Origin of the sequence: Roseomonas rosulenta (assembly GCF_016106005.1) — a bacterium.
GTDB classification, from domain to species: Bacteria; Pseudomonadota; Alphaproteobacteria; order Acetobacterales; family Acetobacteraceae; genus Neoroseomonas; species Neoroseomonas rosulenta.
Genome location: NZ_JACADR010000085.1, coordinates 1 through 16,342 on the forward strand (window position 1 = coordinate 1; position 16,342 = coordinate 16,342).

The 16,342-nt window shown below is 72.0% G+C and carries 17 protein-coding genes; 13 read left to right on the forward strand and 4 right to left on the reverse strand.

Going from position 1 to position 16,342, the window contains the following annotated elements; genetic code table 11:
* From HW578_RS12300 to HW578_RS12320, 5 genes are all read left to right on the forward strand, one after another.
* Positions 1–1,135, forward strand: a 1,135-nt coding sequence (locus tag HW578_RS12300) for an outer membrane protein assembly factor BamB family protein (RefSeq protein WP_198370849.1), incomplete at its 5' end; no start/stop codon positions are given.
* 12 nt (positions 1,136–1,147) lie between these two features.
* Positions 1,148–2,500, forward strand: coding sequence for a ribosome biogenesis GTPase Der (der, locus tag HW578_RS12305; RefSeq protein WP_198370850.1), 1,353 nt, complete (start codon positions 1,148–1,150; stop codon positions 2,498–2,500).
* An 88-nt stretch (positions 2,501–2,588) separates the two neighbouring features.
* Positions 2,589–3,584, forward strand: coding sequence for an FkbM family methyltransferase (locus tag HW578_RS12310; protein ID WP_198370851.1), 996 nt, complete (start codon positions 2,589–2,591; stop codon positions 3,582–3,584).
* A gap of 44 nt (positions 3,585–3,628) precedes the next feature.
* Positions 3,629–4,360 carry a sulfotransferase family 2 domain-containing protein gene (locus tag HW578_RS12315; RefSeq protein ID WP_198370852.1) on the forward strand — a complete coding sequence of 244 codons (732 nt, stop codon included), beginning with the start codon at positions 3,629–3,631 and terminating at the stop codon, positions 4,358–4,360.
* The gene (locus tag HW578_RS12320) at positions 4,357–5,172 is read left to right on the forward strand and encodes a YdcF family protein (protein WP_198370853.1); all 816 of its coding nucleotides are present in this window, start codon (positions 4,357–4,359) and stop codon (positions 5,170–5,172) included. Before HW578_RS12315 ends, HW578_RS12320 begins: the two co-directional genes overlap by 4 nt.
* A 145-nt stretch (positions 5,173–5,317) precedes the next feature.
* On the opposite strand, the gene mltG is transcribed toward HW578_RS12320, so the two are convergent.
* The 3 genes from mltG to HW578_RS12335 all read right to left on the reverse strand — a co-directional run bounded on the left by mltG (position 5,318) and on the right by HW578_RS12335 (position 8,139).
* Positions 5,318–6,280 (reverse strand): endolytic transglycosylase MltG, encoded by a 963-nt coding sequence (gene mltG / locus HW578_RS12325; RefSeq protein ID WP_198370854.1) that lies wholly within the window; start codon positions 6,278–6,280, stop codon positions 5,318–5,320.
* A 306-nt stretch (positions 6,281–6,586) separates the two neighbouring features.
* Complete coding sequence (gene fabF / locus HW578_RS12330; protein ID WP_369407883.1) at positions 6,587–7,870, reverse strand: beta-ketoacyl-ACP synthase II; 1,284 nt, start codon at positions 7,868–7,870, stop codon at positions 6,587–6,589.
* Between the two features lie 29 nt (positions 7,871–7,899).
* Entirely contained in the window at positions 7,900–8,139 is a 240-nt protein-coding gene (locus tag HW578_RS12335; RefSeq protein ID WP_168040410.1) for an acyl carrier protein, read from the reverse strand.
* 343 nt (positions 8,140–8,482) lie between these two features.
* On the opposite strand from HW578_RS12335, the gene HW578_RS12340 reads away from it, so the two are divergent.
* Positions 8,483–8,650: a hypothetical protein gene (locus tag HW578_RS12340; protein ID WP_198370855.1), complete on the forward strand. Its 168-nt coding sequence runs from the start codon at positions 8,483–8,485 to the stop codon at positions 8,648–8,650.
* Here HW578_RS12340 and HW578_RS12345 read toward each other — a convergent pair.
* Positions 8,637–9,614, reverse strand: coding sequence for a Bug family tripartite tricarboxylate transporter substrate binding protein (locus HW578_RS12345; RefSeq protein WP_198370856.1), 978 nt, complete (start codon positions 9,612–9,614; stop codon positions 8,637–8,639). The genes HW578_RS12340 and HW578_RS12345 overlap by 14 nt on opposite strands.
* Before the next feature lie 429 nt (positions 9,615–10,043).
* On the opposite strand from HW578_RS12345, the gene HW578_RS12350 reads away from it, so the two are divergent.
* The 7 genes from HW578_RS12350 to lptF are packed head-to-tail and all read left to right on the forward strand — an operon-like array spanning position 10,044 to position 16,229.
* Positions 10,044–10,601: a chromate transporter gene (locus tag HW578_RS12350; RefSeq protein WP_198370857.1), complete on the forward strand. Its 558-nt coding sequence runs from the start codon at positions 10,044–10,046 to the stop codon at positions 10,599–10,601.
* Entirely contained in the window at positions 10,598–11,122 is a 525-nt protein-coding gene (locus HW578_RS12355; protein WP_198370858.1) for a chromate transporter, read from the forward strand. Before HW578_RS12350 ends, HW578_RS12355 begins: the two co-directional genes overlap by 4 nt.
* Positions 11,119–12,324 (forward strand): Coenzyme F420 hydrogenase/dehydrogenase, beta subunit C-terminal domain, encoded by a 1,206-nt coding sequence (locus HW578_RS12360; protein ID WP_369407884.1) that lies wholly within the window; start codon positions 11,119–11,121, stop codon positions 12,322–12,324. Before HW578_RS12355 ends, HW578_RS12360 begins: the two co-directional genes overlap by 4 nt.
* A 59-nt stretch (positions 12,325–12,383) precedes the next feature.
* Positions 12,384–12,704 carry a hypothetical protein gene (locus HW578_RS12365; protein WP_232478909.1) on the forward strand — a complete coding sequence of 107 codons (321 nt, stop codon included), beginning with the start codon at positions 12,384–12,386 and terminating at the stop codon, positions 12,702–12,704.
* 38 nt (positions 12,705–12,742) lie between these two features.
* Positions 12,743–14,152: an FAD-binding oxidoreductase gene (locus tag HW578_RS12370; protein ID WP_198370859.1), complete on the forward strand. Its 1,410-nt coding sequence runs from the start codon at positions 12,743–12,745 to the stop codon at positions 14,150–14,152.
* A gap of 10 nt (positions 14,153–14,162) precedes the next feature.
* Entirely contained in the window at positions 14,163–15,026 is an 864-nt protein-coding gene (locus tag HW578_RS12375; RefSeq protein WP_198370860.1) for a glycosyltransferase family 2 protein, read from the forward strand.
* Positions 15,027–15,077: 51 nt separating this feature from the next.
* On the forward strand, positions 15,078–16,229 hold the full coding sequence (lptF, locus tag HW578_RS12380) for an LPS export ABC transporter permease LptF (protein ID WP_198370861.1): 1,152 nt from the start codon (positions 15,078–15,080) through the stop codon (positions 16,227–16,229).
* The last annotated feature ends 113 nt before the right edge of the window (positions 16,230–16,342 follow it).

Sequence of the window (16,342 nt, forward strand, 5' to 3'; positions counted from 1 at the left end):
CGCCGACTGGCCGCAGCAGGGCGGGGATGCCGCGCATGGCGGCGGGCATCCGGCGCTGGGCGGCACCCTGGCGCGTGCCTGGAGCAGTGGCTTCGGCAGCGGCACCGCCTATCGGCGCCGGCTCGCGGCCGGCCCGGTGGCGGGCGCGGGCCTGGTCTTCGCCGGGGATTCGTCGAGCGACGTCTCGGCCTTCGACCTCGCCTCGGGCAGCCGGCGCTGGCGGCGCGACGTCAGCCGCGAGAACGAGAGCGCGGGGTCGATCGGCCCGGGCCTTGCCCTCGCGGGGGATACGCTGTTCGTCGCCACCGGCCTGTCGGAACTGCTGGCGCTGAACGCCGCCGATGGCGCAGTCCGCTGGCGGGTCGACCTGCCCGCCCCGGCGCGGGGCGCGCCCACCATCGCCGAGGGCCGCGTCTTCGTCCCCACCGTGGCGAGCCAGCTGGTCTGCCTGTCCGCCGAGGACGGGCGGCGCATCTGGACGCACCGCGCCACCGCCACGGTCACCATCCCCTTCGGCCTGCCCGCCCCGGCGGTCGAGGGCGAGGCGGTGGTCTGCGGCTTCCCCTCCGGCGAATTGTTCGCCCTGCGCGCGACCGACGGGCGCGTGCTCTGGAGCGAGAGCCTGGCGGCGGCGGGCACGGGCGCGCTGTCCGACATCGCCGGCGTGCGCGCGAGCCCGGCCATCTCGGGCGGGCGCGTGATCGCGATCGGCGTCGGCGGGCTGACCATCTGCGCGGACCTGCGCTCCGGCCGGCGCCTGTGGGAACAGGAGACCGGCGGCACCGAGGCCCCCTGGGTCGCCGGCGACTGGGTGTTCCTGACGAATGATGTGGGCCAGGTGGCGGCACTGGGGCGCGACAGCGGCCAGGTGCGCTGGGCGACCTCGCTGCGCCCGCCCGCGCGCGGCAACCGGCCGCAGGAGCGGATCGGCCTGTCCGCGCCCGTGCTGGCCGGTGGGCGGCTGCTGGTGGGCACCAGCGGCGAGGAGCTCGTGGCGCTGGACCCGACGACCGGCGTGGTGGCGGGGCGGACCGCGCTGCCCGGCGCGCTCTCGCTGCAGCCGATCGTGGCGGGCAACCTGCTGCTGGCGGCGACCGACGACGCGACGCTGGTCGCCTTCGCCGGCGCGGGCTGACCGCGCCGCGCCATGACGCCCACCATCGTCATCCTCGGCCGGCCCAATGTCGGCAAGTCCACGCTGTTCAACCGGCTGGCGCAGCGGCGCATCGCCATCGTGGACGACACGCCGGGTGTCACGCGCGACCGCAAGCAGGCCGAGGCGCGGATCGGCGGGCGGGACGTGACGCTGGTCGATACCGCGGGACTCGAGGAAGCGCCGCCCGATACCGTGGCCGGGCGCATGCGCGCGAGCTCGGAGGCCGCGCTGCGCGCCGCCGACCTGGTGCTGTTCGTGGTCGATGCGCGCGCCGGCCTGACGCCGGCGGACCGCGCCTTCGCCGCCTGGCTGCGCCGCGCCGCGCTGCCCGTGCTGGTGGTGGCGAACAAGGCCGAGGGGCGCGGCGGCATTGCCGCGGCGATGGAGGCCTTCGAGCTGGGCCTCGGCGACCCCGTCGCGGTCAGCGCCGAGCACAATGAGGGCCTGGGCGCGCTGCACGAGGCGGTGGCCGAGGCGCTCGGGGCCGGGCCCGAGGAGGCGGAGGAGGAGGACGCCGAGCCCGATCCGGACCGCCCGCTGCGCATCGCCATCGTCGGCCGCCCCAATGCCGGCAAGTCCACCCTGCTGAACGCCCTGATGGGCGAGGAACGCATGATCACCGGGCCCGAGCCGGGCCTCACGCGCGATGCGGTCGCCCATGAATGGCGCGACGCCACCGGCGGGCGCGTGCGCCTCGTGGACACGGCGGGGATGCGCAAGAAGGCGCGCATCCAGGAGAGGCTCGAGCAGATGTCGGTCGCTGCCACCCTTGGCGCGCTCAAGGAAGCCGAGGTGGTGATCCTGGTGGTGGACGCGCTGCTGGGGATGGACGAGCAGGACCTGCGCATCGCGCGCCTGGCGGAACGCGAGGGCCGCGGCATCGTAATCGCCTTCAACAAGTGGGATGCGGTCGAAGACCGCGCAGCGGTGCGGCGCGCGCTGGACGACGTGCTCACCGCCTCGCTCGCGCAGCTGCGCGGCATCGCGGTGGTGCCGCTCTCGGCGCAGACCGGGCGCGGGGTGGACAAGCTGATGCCCGCGGTGCGCGCCGCCTATGCGCTGTGGAACCGGCGCATCGGCACCGGCGAGTTGAACCGCTGGCTGGAGGGCGCGCTGTCGCGCCATCCGCCGCCGGCCGTCGATGGGCGGCGCGTGAAGCTGCGCTACGCCACCATGCCCAAGGCGCGCCCGCCCACCATCGCGATCTTCGGCACGCGCGCCGAGGAGTTGCCGGAGGATTACCGCCGCTACCTGGTGAACGCCTTCCGCGAGACCTTCGACATGCCCGGGGTGCCGATCCGGCTTCAGATGCGCGGGACGAAGAACCCCTACGCCGAGGAGTGACCTTCGGCGCCGACATCCTAAGATGCGTGGTCTATACGACCGAGGGTTGAATCTCGCCCAGGGGGGCGATAGGAGAGCCGTCCGGACCATGAATATCGAGCAGAACGCTCCACCCAGCATCGCGCAGCGCCTCGCGACCATCGAAGACAGGATCGAGCGGCTCGCGGCCATCGAAGATCGGATCGAGCGCCTCGCGGCCATCGAAGACCGGATCGAGCGGCTCGCGCATCGGCTCGAGGAGGCGATCGGCTACTTCGCCGTGCGCTCGAACCTCGTCGCCGACAGCCAGTCGGTCTATCTTGGCGACAACACGGCGGTGACCTTCCTCCAGGACGGTACGCGCATCCTGGTCGACACGAAAAGCCTCGACATCGGCGTGCACCTGCTGACGCTGGGACGCTGGGAGCCGCCCTACACCGCCCTGTTCGCCCGCCTGGTGCGGCCGGGCGAGACGGTGTTCGACCTCGGCGCCAATCACGGCGTCTATGCGCTGATGGCCGCGCGGCTGGTCGGCCCGACCGGGCGTGTGCATGCCTTCGAGCCCAACCCGCGGCTCGCGCAGCTGGTCGACCTGTCGCTGCGCATCAACGGCTTCGGCGGATGGGGGCAGGTGCACCGCGTCGCGGCCTCTGACCGCAGCGGCGTCGCGCGGCTGTTCTTCACCGATTCCTATTCCGGCGGCGGCTCGCTCTCGGGCACCGCGGAGCAGAGCGACGCCACCGGCACCTCGAAGCATGTGGTGGATTGCCGCCTGGTGCCGCTCGACACGATGTTTCCCGACCCGGCCATGCGCCTCGATGTCGTGAAGATGGACGTGGAGGGCCATGAAGGCCCGGCGCTGCGCGGCATGCGCCAGCTCCTGGCGCGTTCGCCCGATGTGCGCATCATGATGGAGTTCGGGCCGCAGATGATGCAGGGATCGGGCGTGGCCGCGCCCGAGGTGGTCGCGCTGCTCGAGGGCCTCGGCCTCTCGGCCTGGACGATCGACAACGAGGGCGGCATCGCGCCGGTGGCCTGGGCCGAGCTCGCCGCCCAGACGGCCGGGCTGCAGAACATCCTCGCGGCGCGGCACGCGCCGTTCTGACCGAGAGCGATGCGGTCGCATCCTACCCCACACCGAGGACCGTGATGGATTTCCCTGCCGGCAGCCGTACCAAGATCGCCTTCGTCCACGTGCCCAAGACGGCTGGAACCTCCCTCACGACCGTGCTCGCCAAGGGCTGGGGGCGCGTGAAGATCGTCGGCGTGGCCAGCGAGGTCGATGCCATGCCGGACGAGGAGGTCGAAGACCTGACGCTGATCGCCGGGCACTTCTTCCCGCACCAGATGAACCGGCCCTGCTTTCACGACTACGCGTCAGTGACGGTGCTGCGCGACCCCTTCGACCGGCTGGTCAGCGCCTGGCGCTTCGCGCATGAGCGGGTGGCGCAGGGCGACAGGGTCGGTCCGGCCATGGCCTTCGCCGCGGGGGTGAGCTTCTCGGAGTTCGCCTTCTCCTCCTATGGCGCCTATGACCGCCATTCGCAGGTCTACAACCTGGCGCGCGAGCGCGGCATGAAGCCGCAGCAGCAGCCCATGGCGCGCATGCTGCGCCTGGCGAAGCGGCTCCTTGACGGCATGCTGGTCGGCACCGCGGACCGGCTGGACGATTTCGCCCGCGCGCTGTTCCACCGCTTCGACCGCGGCGACCCGCCGCCCATGCCCCGGCTGAACACCACCGCCGATATGCCGGACGAGGTGCTCGGCCTGAGCCCCGCGTGCCGGGCGGCGCTGATCGAGATCCTGGCGCCGGACTACGAGCTGCTCGCCTATGGGCGCGGCCTGATGGAGGCGCAGCTCGCCGAACAGGCGGTTCCGTGAACGACATCCTCTTCGCGCTGTCGAAGATCCTGTGGTTCCCGGCCAGGCCCGGGCATTTCGCGCTGATCGTCGGATTCCTCGGCCTGTTCATGGTCTGGCGCGGGCGGCGGGCGGGGCGCTGGCTGATCCTGGCCTCGCTCGGCTTCTTCCTGATGCTGGTCGCAACGCCGGTGAACCAGTGGATGATGCTGCCGCTGGAGAACCGCTTCCCGCGCCCGGCCGAGGCGCCGGCGCATGTCGATGGCATCATCGTGCTGGGCGGCGCGGTCGAGCAGAACATTACCGAGGCGCGCGGCATCCCCTCGCTCAACGGCGCGGCGGAACGCATGACCGAGGGCGTCATCCTGGCGCGGCGCTACCCCGAGGCGCGCCTGGTCTTCACCGGCGGCCAGGGGTCCTTCGTGCATGGCGCGACCACCGAGGCCGATGTCGCGCGCCAGCTCTGGACCGCCATGGGCGTCCCGCCCGAGCGCGTGATCTACGAGGATGCCTCGCGCAACACGCACGAGAACGCCGTCTTCACCTACCGCATGGTGCACCCGCGGCCGGGCGAGGTGTGGCTGCTCGTGACCTCGGCGGCGCACATGCCGCGGTCGGTCGCCGTGTTCCGCGCCGCGGGCTGGACCGGGATCGTGCCCTGGCCGGTGAATTTCCGCACCGGCAATTCCTGGCAGGCCTGGTACGACGCGCCTTTCCCCGAACGGCTCGGCCAGTTCGAATGGGCCTTCCGCGAATGGATCGGCCTGGTGGCGTATCGGCTGATGGGCCGCACCGACAGCCTGCTGCCGGCGCGCGAGGCGCCGGCGCGCTGAGAGGCCGTTCGAGACTGTGCGTGACGGCGCAGTCTGGCGGCCCACGCCGGCCCACGCCGCGAAGGTGGCCACCCATCGAGGATACTGACGCTGACGGCAAGGGAGCTGGCCGGTGCCCGCATGCGCGAACGGCCGTGTCCCTGGGTCAGCGCGCGCCGCGCTGGCGTTCGACCTCGCGCCAGCGCGCGACATTGCGGTTGTGCTCCTCGAGCGTGCGCGCGAAGGCGTGCCCGCCCGTGCCGTCGGCGACGAAGTACAGGAACTCCGTCGGCTCGGGCCGCGTCGTCGCGAGCAGAGCGGCGCGCCCGGGGCTCGCGATCGGCCCGGGCGGCAGGCCGCGGTTGCGATAGGTGTTGAAGGGGTGCTCGCGGTCGAGGTCGGCGCGGCTGATCGGCCGGTCCATCGGCACGCCGCCGGTCGCGGCATAGGCCACCGTCGGGTCGGATTGCAGCGGCATGCCGCGCCGCAGCCGGTTGATGAACACGCCGGCCACCCGCGCGCGTTCCTCCGGCCGCCCGGTCTCGCGCTCGACGATGGAGGCGAGCACCAGCGCCTCGCGCGGCGAGGCGAGCGGCAGGTCGGGCGCGCGCGCCGCCCAGGCCTCGGCCAGGGCGCGGTCCATGGCGGCATCGGCGCGGCGCAGGATGGCGGCGCGCGTCTCGCCCCATTCGTAGGCGTAGGTCTCGGGGAGGATGTCGCCCTCGGCGAAGGCGGGGATCTCTCCGGTCAGGCCCTCGGCGCGGTCGAGCAGCGCGCGGATTTGATGGGCGGTGAAGCCCTCGGCGACGGTGAGGCGGCGCTGCACCGGGCGCGCCTCCCGCAGGATGCGCAGCACCTCGTCGAGCGAAACGCCGGCGGGGAAGGCGAATTCGGCGGCGCGCAGCGGGCCCTCGCCACGGGTCAGCCAGGCAGCCAGGGCGAAGGCGCGGGCATCGCGGATCACGCTGCGTTCGATCAGCGCGCCGGCGATGCGCTCGGTGCCGCCGCGCGGGATCACCACCTGCACGGGCTCGGCGAGCGGGCCGGGAGCGGTGTAGGCGCGCCAGGCGAAGCCGGCGCCGGCGGCAAGCAGGGCCAGCACGAGGACGAGGGCGAGAGCGCGCTTCATGACGGCGCAGCGCAGGGGCGCTGCCCCTCCGGACCTCCCCGCCAGGGGGCTGCTGCCCCCTGGACCGCGGGAGATGGGGGCGACAGCGCCGGGAGCATCAGTGCAGCCGCAGCGATGGCGCGTGACGCGAGGGCTGGCCACTCACGGTCGCACAGGCACGCCAGACCGGATGGCTGCCCTGCCGCAATCCGGGACCGCGAAGAGCGACCGGGGCCGGACCGTCAGCCGCGCCGTGCACGCCAGCGCGGGGTGCGAAGCCAAGGGCCGCGGAAGCGGCCCGCCCGCCGTCTGGGGAGCGCAGGAAAACTACGGCGCAGCCCGGAACACGATGCTCGCATTGGTGCCGCCGAAGCCGAAGGAATTCGACAGCGCGACCTCGATCCTGCGCGGCTGCGCCTGCAGCGCCACGCGGTCGATGGCGCTTTCGCGCGATGGCTTCTCGAGGTTGAGCGTCGGCGGCGCCACCTTGTCGCGGATCGCGAGGATCGAGAAGATTCCCTCGACCGCGCCGGCCGCGCCGAGCAGGTGCCCGACCGCCGATTTGGTGGAGGACATCGCCAAGCCCTTCGCGGCATCGCCCCACAGGCGCTCGACCGCTTCCAGCTCGAGGTCGTCGCCGAGCGGCGTCGAGGTGCCGTGCGCGTTCACGTACTGCACCTCGGCCGGCGTGACCTTCGCGCTGGCCAGCGCCGCCTTCATGGCGCGGAACGCGCCCTCATGGCCCTCGGCTGGGGCGGTGATGTGGTAGGCATCGCCCGACATGCCGTAGCCGATCACCTCGGCGTAGATCTTCGCGCCGCGCGCCTTGGCGTGCTCCAGTTCTTCGAGCACCAGCACGCCCGCGCCTTCGCCCATGACGAAACCGTCGCGGCCCTCGTCCCAGGGGCGCGAGGCCGCGGTCGGCGTATCGTTGTACCCGGTGGACAGTGCGCGCGCGGCGCAGAAGCCGGCCACGCCCAGTTCGCACACCGCGGCCTCGGCGCCGCCCGCCACCATCACCTCGGCATCGCCCAGCGCAATCAGGCGCGCCGCGTCGCCCAGCGCATGCACGCCGGTGGCGCAGGCGGTCACCACGGAATGGTTCGGCCCCTTGAAGCCGTACTTGATCGAGACCTGGCCGGAGGCGAGGTTGATCAGCGCCGAGGGGATGAAGAAGGGCGAGATGCGCTTCGACTTGCCCGAGACCGCGAGCTGTGCGGCCTCGTGGATGGTCTCGAGCCCGCCGATCCCCGAGCCGATCATCACGCCGGTGCGGCAGCGCGATTCCTCGTCCTGCGGGGCCCAGCCGGAATCCTCGACCGCTTCTCCTGCGGCGACGAGCGCCAGCTGGATGAAGCGGTCCATCTTCTTCTGGTCCTTGATCGGGATCCATTCGTTGATGTCGAGACCGCCATCCGCCCGCACTCCGGCGGGAATCTGCCCCGCGATGCGCGCAGGCAGGGCCGAGGTGTCGAAGGACTGGATGCTGGCGATGCCGGAATCCCCGGCCAGCATCCGTTTCCACACATGCTCGACCCCGAGGCCGAGCGGGCAGGCGATGCCCATGCCGGTCACGACCACGCGTCGCGGCTGGAACCCGTTCTGGAACACGCGCGCTACCCCCCAACCAGTCCCAGGCGTTACTCGCCCTTCTGCTTCTCGATGTAGTCGATCGCGTCCTTCACGGTGGTGATTTTCTCCGCCGCATCGTCCGGGATCTCGACGCCGAAGGCCTCCTCGAAGGCCATGACCAGCTCGACCGTGTCGAGGCTGTCGGCGCCCAGGTCGTCGATGAAGGAGGCCTCCGGGGTCACCTTCGCCTCCTCGACGCCGAGGTGCTCGACGACGATCTTCTTCACCTTCTCGGCGGTGTCGCTCATCGCGTTTACTCTCTCCGTTCTGCCGGGCCTGGCCCGTGCCTGAATGCCGTCTGCGCTCCGCCCGGCCGGGCCGGACTCGCGCCCCGGCCCCCCGCGGAGCCCGGCGCTTATCATGGAAGCGCGGCGGGGCCTAGGCGCTCATGCCGGCCGCGGTCAAGGGGCGGGGCCGCCGGCCGCCTTGTCCCCTCGCCAAGGCCGCCGCATGTAACTCCCGGGCAACACCAAAAAAGGGAGGCTTCCCGCCCATGGCAGCCCGACCTTCCCGCCGCGCTGCAGACCGGCGAAGCGGACTGGTAGGAGCAGCCCGCCTTCGACCTGCCGCCCTTGCTGCAGCGCGCGCGACATGCGGATCGAGCAGATCGACCCGGTCGGCTCCATCCCGGTGCCGCGCTTCAACCACCTGCGCGCACCCTTCAACAACCCGGCGACCCGCCGCGCGGTGCAAATGGCGGTCAGCCAGACCGACGACCTGCAGACGGCTGTTGCGCGAGCGCCGCTCAGTCCACCGTGATGTTCGCCTGCCGAATCACGGTCGCCCAGCGCTCGCGCTCCCAGCGGATCAGGCGCGCGAAGGCCTCGCCATCCATCGTCGATGGCTCCGCGCCCTCGTCGCGCAGGCGGCGGATCACCTCGGGGTCGGACAGCGCCTGGCGCATGGCCGCGAACAGGCGCTCCCGGACCGGTGCGGGCGTGCCGCGCGGCACCAGCAGCCCGTACCAAGCGGTCGCCTTGTAGCCGGGGATGGTTTCCGCAACCGGCGGCACGTTGGGCAGCACGGCCATGCGCGCCTCGCCCGTCACGGCGATGGGGCGGACCTGGCCGCCATTGATCAGCCCGATTACCGAGGGCAGCGTCGTCACCATGAAATGCAGGTGGCCCGCGACCACGTCGGTGAGGGCCGGGGCGGCGCCGCGGAAGGGCACGTGTTCGGCCTGGAGCCCCGCCATCTGCAGCATCAGCGCGGCCGCGAGGTGGCTGGCCGACCCGTTGGAGGCGCTGCCATAGGTGATGTTGCCGTTGGCGGCACGGATCTCGGCCAGCAGCTCGGACATGGTCTGCGCGCGGGACCGCGGGCCCACCACGACCACGAGCGGTGCGTCGGCGACCAGGCCGATCGGTTCCAGCGCACGTTCGGGGTCGATGCGCATGTTGCGGAACAGCGAGACGTTCACGCTCATGGGCCCGTGGTTGCCCATCAGGACGGTGTAGCCGTCGGGGCGCGCGGTGGCTGCGGCCTCGGTCGCGATGTTGCCGCCCGCGCCGGGCCGGTTCTCCACCACCACCGGCTGGCCCAGCACGCCCTGCATGGCCGATCCCAGCGTGCGCGCTATCAGGTCGGTCCCGCCGCCCGGCGCGAAGGCGAGCAGGATCCGCACCGGACGGTTCGGGAAGGGCGCCTCCTGCGCGGCGGCGGGCAGGGCCAGCAGGGCAGGGGATGCGGCGAGCGCGCCGATCAGCATGCGGCGATGGGTCATTCTGGCGGTCTTCTCTCCAGGCCGGCATGCCCGGCGTTCACGGCAGCGTCCAGTGTCCCGATTCCGCACGCCGCCGCCAGTGCGGCGACCTCGGGCTCGGGACACTGGCCCTTGTTCCCAGGGGCCTACCTGTCCGCGCCGTCCGCTGCGAGGTGCAGCGAACTTCACGAGCGGGAGCCTAGGGCAATATCCGGCCGGATGGAATCGTCCGGTCAGGGTTCCGGCTCGGGAAAACGCAAATTCTGGAACAGCTTATACCGAATCCGACGAACCGCGTGGCGGTTGCGTGCGACCGCGGGTGCGGCACCGGGGCGGCCGCGGCGTTGCGGGACCACCGCAGCTGCCCGGCGGGGCGATGCGCGTGCCGCATGGCCGCCGGTGCATGCGGGGGATTGATCCGCGCCCGCGCCCGGTCTCACGTGTGCGGGCATGACCGATGCCCCGCCGCGCCCCGTGCCCACGCTGGCCGACCTGTTCCTCACCTATGGCAAGATCGGGCTGATCGGCTTCGGGGGCATCAATGCATGGGCGCGCCGCGTGCTGGTCGAGGAGAAGCGCTGGCTGACTGACCAGGAATACGCCGAGACGCTTGGCCTGGGGCAGGTGCTGCCGGGGCCGAACGCGCTCAATGCCGCGATCATGGTGGGGGACCGCTTCCATGGCACCGCCGGCGCCATCGCCGCGCCGGGGGCGATGTTCGGCGGGCCGCTGGTCCTGCTCGCGGGCCTTGCGATGTTCTACGACGCCTATGGCGAGGTGCCGGTGGTCAAGGCGGTGCTTGCGGGTGTCGCGGCGGCGGCGGCAGGGATGGTGCTCGGCACCGCGGCCAAGATGACGCAGAAGCTGAAGCCGCCGCCCACGCTGCTCGCGGTCGGACTCTGTGCCCTGGTGGCGGCGGGGCTGCTGCGCGTGCCGCTGCCCTATGTGGTGCTGGGCCTCGCCCCCTTCGGCATCGCCGCCGCCTGGCGGGTGCTGCGCGCGAAATGACCGCCACAATCTTCTGGCAACTGGTTTTGGGCTTCGGGGCGATCTCGCTGGTTTCGGTGGGCGGCGGCATCGCCGTGCTGCCTGAGATGCACCGCCTGGTGGTCGAGGTGCATGGCTGGATGAGCGACGCCGATTTCGCGCGCCGATTCGCGCTGGCCCAGGCAGCGCCGGGGCCGAACGTGCTGGTGGTCGGGCTGTTCGGCTGGCATGTCGGCGGCGTGCCCGGGATGCTGACGGCCACGCTCGCGATGACGCTGCCGACATCCTTCATGGCCTTCGGCTTCTCGCGGCTGCGCGCGCGCCTCGCCGGGCGGTTCTGGCTGCGGGTGGTGGAGCGCGGGCTGGTGCCGATCGCGGTCGGGCTGATCGGCGCCTCGGGCCTGATCCTGGCGCAGGGGACGGCGACGGGCTGGCTGCCGGCGCTGGTCACGGCGGCCTCGGCGGTCTTCGTCTGGCGGACGGATTTCTCGCCGCTCTGGGTGCTGGGCGCCGGCGCGATCGTCGGGTTGGCCTTCCTGTGACGCTCACGGTGCCGCCGCTGCGCGAGGCCGAGCCGCGCGGGCTGTGCACGGATTGCGGCGTCTCGCGCATGGCCGACCACAAGGCCTGCGGCGTGGCGTGCCAGTTCATCAAGCCCGACCATGCGGCGCTGGAAGCCAAGGTGCATGGCCGCGCGCGCGACCCGGCGCGGCCGGACGAGGCCTATTTCGGCCCTTTCCGCCGCATGGTGCGTGCGGCGCTGCGTAACCCGGCCGAGGGCGCGCAATGGACCGGCATCACCACGCGCATCGCCGAACGGTTGCTGGAGACCGGCGCGGTGACCGCCGTGCTGACCATGGCGCCGGACCCCGAGGACCGCTGGAAGCCGGTGCCGGTGCTGGTGACGGATGCGGCGGATCTGGCGGCCTGTCGCGGCATGCGCATGGGCTACGCGCCGCTGCTGGCCCTGCTGGAACCGGCCGCGGCGGCGGGGCACAGGCGTGTCGCGGTGATCGGCATCCCCTGCCAGGTCTACGCGCTGCGCGCGCTGCAGGACCGCCTCGGCTTCGAGGAGGTCTTCGTCATCGGCACGCCGTGCTCGGACAACACGACGACGGAAAACTTCCATCGCTTCCTGGCCCTGGTGGACCCGTCCCCGGCGACCGTGACGTATCTGGAATTCCGCGCCGACTACCATGTCGAGATCCGCCATGCGGATGGCCGCAAGCGCGAGATCCCCTTCCTGAAGCTGCCGCTGTCCGACCTGCCTGGCGATTTCTTCCCGCTCACCTGCCGCACCTGCGTGGACTACACCAACGTGCTTTCCGACATCACCGTGGGCTACATGGGCGGCACCGGCGCGCAATGGCTGATCGTGCGCAATGCGAAGGGCGAGGCGCTGCTGTCGCTGCTCGGTGACGAAGTGCTCGTGGAAACCCCGGGCAGCGCCGGCCGCCGCACCGCCGCCGTGCGCGGCTTCATGGCGAACACAGAACGCGCCGCGGGCGGGCTGCCGTTGCGGCGGATGCCGAACTGGGCGCGCCCGATCGTCGCCTGGCTGCAGCCACGCATCGGTCCGCGCGGGCTGGAATTCGCCCGCGCGCGCGTCGAGATGAAGGCGATCGAGACGGTGCTGCATCTGCGCCGCCAGAAGCCGGGCATGATGCGCAACATGATCCCGCGCCATGTCTGGGCGCTGGTGGAACGCTACGGCCTGAAGCCCGGGCCTGACGAGACGCGCTGAACGCTTGCGCCCCCGCCGCCCCGCGCGCAGAAGGCCGGGGCAAACGAAGGATCTCGCCCATGATGGACAAGGACGCGCTGACCGCCTGGGCGCTGGCCAATGGCTGGACCATGATCGGCGGCAACCCGTCGCTGACCAAGCCCTCCTCGCCCAAGGAGGCGATCGTGCGGATGCTGCTCAAGGCGACGGTCGTCACCATCGAGGCGAAGAAGCCCGCCGGGAAATGGGAGAAGCTGTCCTCCGAACCCTACGGCAAGATCGAGCCCGACCCCGAGGGCGGCCCGCCCCAGGGCCTCGGCTTCGGCAGGTTCCCGAGCCTGACCATGCTGATGCAGGAGAACCGCGACCGGCAGGTGTTCGCACGGATGGGCGGCGGCTGAGATTGACCGCGGGCCGGCTTGCGCGGCACATCCGCGCCATGTCCGACCTGCCCGCCGCCCTCGCGACCCTGCTCGGCCCCGCCGGCCTGCTGACCGACCCGGCCGACATCGCCCCCGCGCTGTCCGACTGGCGTGGACTGTATCGCGGCGCCGCGCTCGGGGTGCTGCGCCCCGCCAGCACGCACCAGGTGGCGGACTGCGTGCGTATCTGCGCCGAAGCGGGCATCGCCATCGTGCCGCAGGGCGGCAACACATCCATGGTCGGCGGCGCCACGCCCGAGGGTAACGGCCGCTCCGTCGTGCTCTCCCTCGCGCGGCTCAACCGCATCCGCGACATCGACCCGGTCGACATGACCATGACCGCCGAGGCCGGCGTGGTGGTGAAGAACGCGCAGGATGCGGCGGCGGAATGCGGCTGCCTGTTCCCGCTCTCCTTCGGGGGCGAAGGCACGGCGATGATCGGCGGCATCCTCTCCACCAATGCCGGCGGCAACACCACGGTGCGCTACGGCAATGCGCGCGAGCTGATGCTGGGCCTGGAAGTGGTCCTGCCCGACGGGCAGGTCTGGTCCGGGCTGCGCCGGCTGCGCAAGGACAATACCGGCTACGCGCTGCGCCATCTGTTCGTGGGTGCCGAGGGCACGCTCGGCATCATCACCGCCGCCACGCTGCGCCTGTTCGCCCGCCCGCGCGCCAATGAGGTCCTGTTCTGCTCGGTGGCCGACGAGGACGCCGCGCTGGCGGTCTTCCGCCGCTTCCGCGAGGCGGACGAGACCGCGATCCGCGCCTTCGAATACATGTCGGGCGCGGGCGTCGATCTCGCGGTGAAGCACATCCCCGGTGTCGCGCTGCCGCTCGCTGACCGTGCTGACCATTATATCCTGGTCGACCTCGCCTCCACCCGCGCGGATGCCGACCTGCAGGGCCTGGCCGAGCAGGTGCTGGGCGCTGCGATGGAAGCCGGCGAGGTGATCGACGCCGTGATCGGCGGCAGCGAGGCGCGCCGCCAGGCGATCTGGCGCATCCGCGAGGACCACCCCGAGGCCCAGCGCAAGGAGGGTGCGTCGGTGAAGAACGACGTCTCGGTGCCGGTCTCGAAGGTGCCGGAGCTCATCCGGCGTGCCTCGGCGGCGTGCGAGCGACTGATCCCCGGCATCCGCCCCGTCCCCTTCGGCCACATGGGCGACGGCAACATCCACATGAACCTCGAGCAGCCGGTCGGCATGGACCCGGATGCTTTCCTCGCGCGCAGCCACGACATCATGGACACGGTGAACGCGGTGGTGCGCGACCTCGACGGCTCCTTCAGCGCCGAGCACGGCATCGGCCGGCTCAAGACCGACATGATGGAGGCCTGGCGCGGCGGCGCGGAACTGGACGCGATGCGCCGCATCAAGGCTGCGCTCGATCCCGCCGGGCTGATGAACCCCGGCAAGGTGCTGCCCTGACGGCGCGGGCATGAGCAACGCCCCCGCCGCGCGCGTCACGGTGGTGAGCGTGACGCATCGCAGCGCCGGCGCCATCGCGGGCTTCCTCGCATCGCTGCCGCCGGGCTTGCCGCTCGTGATTGTGGACAATGCGAGCGGCGATGGCACGGCGGATCGAATCGCCGCGGCCGCCCCGCAGGCGCTGGTCGTCCGCAATGCCGAGAACCGCGGCTTCGGCGCCGGCTGCAATGCGGGCATGGATCGCGTCACGACGGAATTCGTTTTGCTGCTCAACCCCGACGCGCGCCTCGCGCCCGGTGCGATCGAGGCGCTGGTCGCCGCCGCCGATGCCTGGCCCGATGCCGGCATCCTCGCCCCCGCCATCATCGACGCCGATGGCGCGCGTGTGCGCTCCTACGACGCCGACCAGCGCCGCCGCCGCCTTCTGCCCCGCCGGCGCGACGCCGAGCCCTGGCCGGACGGGCCCGCCTGTGTCGAATTCGCCTCCGGCGCCGCGATGCTGCTGCGTCGCGCCGACGGGTTGCGCTTCGACGAATCGCTGTTCCTGTTCTACGAGGACGACGCACTGTGCGATGCGGCGCGCGCCCGCGGCCTGTCGGTGGTCTACGTGCCCGACGCGCGGGTCGCTCATGCCGGCGGCCGGTCCTCGGCGCCCTCGCTGCGCATCCGGTGGCGCAAGGCCTTCCACATGGCACTGTCGCGCCAAGTTTACGCTGCCCGCCACGAGTCCGGCGATGCCGGCGCGCGGCTGCTGCACCATGCGGGCAAGGCGCTGGGCCATGCCCTCACGCTGCGCGGGGCGCGGCTAGTCGAGGACCTGGCAGGGCTGGCGGGAACCCTGGCCTGGCTGCGCCGGGCGCGCGCGCTGCCGTGAGGACCGCGAGGCTTTCGGCGCCGGCCACAAACCTCTAGGGTCCCGGCGCCGATGACCAGGATCGACCGCTACCTTTTCCGACAGCTGGCCCTCGCCCTCATTGCCGTGACGGTGGGGCTGGCGGCGCTCGTGTGGCTCACGCAATCGCTACGCTTCATCGAGCTGGTGCTCGACCGCGGGCTGTCGATGTTCGTGTTCATCGAGCTCACGTCGCTGATGCTGCCCTCCTTCTTCGCGGTGATCCTGCCGATCACCACCTTCGTGGTGGTGCTGTTCGTCTATGTGCGCCTGGCGGGCGACCGCGAGCTGGTGGTGATGCGCGCGGCGGGGCTGTCGCAGTGGCGGCTTGCGCGGCCGGCGGTGCTGCTGGCGCTGCTCGCGACGGGCGCGTGCATGCTCCTGAACCTGTGGCTGGTGCCGATCAGCCACACCGCCTTCCGGCAATGGCAGTTCGAGATCCGCAATCAGCTGGTCGGCGTGCTGCTGCAGGAAGGCGTGTTCAGCCAGGTCGGCAACGACCTCACGGTCTATGCGCGCTATCGCGACCCCGACGGCACGCTGCGCGGAATCCTGGTGCACGACCAGCGCGACTCGGGCGCGCCCGTGACGATCCTGGCCGAGCAGGGGCGCATCACCGTCGCCGCATCAGGCCCGCGTGTGACGCTGCTGAACGGCGTGCGCCAGCAGGTGGAACGGGCACCCGCAAATGCCGCGCCGGGCACGCCGCCGCTGCGCCTCAACACGCTCTCCTTCAGCGAGAACAGCCTCGATCTCGCGCGCGCGACGCGCGGCGAGGAATCGCGTTCGCGCGATTCGCGCGAACGCTCGATCGCCGAGCTGCTGAACCCCGACCCCGAGGAAGGCCTGCGCGACAGGGAGGTGCGGCGCTACTACGCCGAGGCGCACCAGCGCCTGTCGGGCCCACTCACCGCGCTGTCCTTCGCGCTGGTGGGCCTGGCGGTGGCGCTGACCGGTGAATTCCGCCGCCATGGCGGGGGGCTGCGCGTCGCGGTCGGCATCTCGCTTGTGGTCGGGCTGCTGGCCTTCGGGCTGACGGCCGGCAACCTCGCCGCGCGCGACAATGCCTGGGTGCCGCTGATCTGGCTGCAGGCGGTGATGCCCGGCGTGGTCGCTGCGTGGTGGCTGGCCGGCGCGCCCGGCTGGCCGCGGCCCGCGCCGCCCCCGGTGCCGGCCGCGCCGTGACCTTCGCGCGCACCCTGATGGTCTATGTCGCGCGGCGCTTCGCCGCGATGACGGTGGCGATGCTGGCGGCGCTGGCGGGGCTGGTCGCACTGTTCGACCTGATCGAATTGCTG

What these genes read in the sequence shown, in the direction of transcription:
- der (WP_198370850.1), top strand. Translation starts at nt 1,148, where the DNA reads ATGACGCCCACCATCGTCATCCTCGGCCGGCCCAATGTCGGCAAGTCC.
- HW578_RS12310 (WP_198370851.1), top strand. Translation starts at nt 2,589, where the DNA reads ATGAATATCGAGCAGAACGCTCCACCCAGCATCGCGCAGCGCCTCGCG.
- HW578_RS12315 (WP_198370852.1), top strand. Translation starts at nt 3,629, where the DNA reads ATGGATTTCCCTGCCGGCAGCCGTACCAAGATCGCCTTCGTCCACGTG.
- mltG (WP_198370854.1), bottom strand. Translation starts at nt 6,280, where the DNA reads ATGAAGCGCGCTCTCGCCCTCGTCCTCGTGCTGGCCCTGCTTGCCGCC.
- HW578_RS12335 (WP_168040410.1), bottom strand. Translation starts at nt 8,139, where the DNA reads ATGAGCGACACCGCCGAGAAGGTGAAGAAGATCGTCGTCGAGCACCTC.
- HW578_RS12340 (WP_198370855.1), top strand. Translation starts at nt 8,483, where the DNA reads ATGCGGATCGAGCAGATCGACCCGGTCGGCTCCATCCCGGTGCCGCGC.
- HW578_RS12345 (WP_198370856.1), bottom strand. Translation starts at nt 9,614, where the DNA reads ATGACCCATCGCCGCATGCTGATCGGCGCGCTCGCCGCATCCCCTGCC.
- HW578_RS12350 (WP_198370857.1), top strand. Translation starts at nt 10,044, where the DNA reads ATGACCGATGCCCCGCCGCGCCCCGTGCCCACGCTGGCCGACCTGTTC.
- HW578_RS12355 (WP_198370858.1), top strand. Translation starts at nt 10,598, where the DNA reads ATGACCGCCACAATCTTCTGGCAACTGGTTTTGGGCTTCGGGGCGATC.
- HW578_RS12365 (WP_232478909.1), top strand. Translation starts at nt 12,384, where the DNA reads ATGATGGACAAGGACGCGCTGACCGCCTGGGCGCTGGCCAATGGCTGG.
- HW578_RS12370 (WP_198370859.1), top strand. Translation starts at nt 12,743, where the DNA reads ATGTCCGACCTGCCCGCCGCCCTCGCGACCCTGCTCGGCCCCGCCGGC.
- HW578_RS12375 (WP_198370860.1), top strand. Translation starts at nt 14,163, where the DNA reads ATGAGCAACGCCCCCGCCGCGCGCGTCACGGTGGTGAGCGTGACGCAT.
- lptF (WP_198370861.1), top strand. Translation starts at nt 15,078, where the DNA reads ATGACCAGGATCGACCGCTACCTTTTCCGACAGCTGGCCCTCGCCCTC.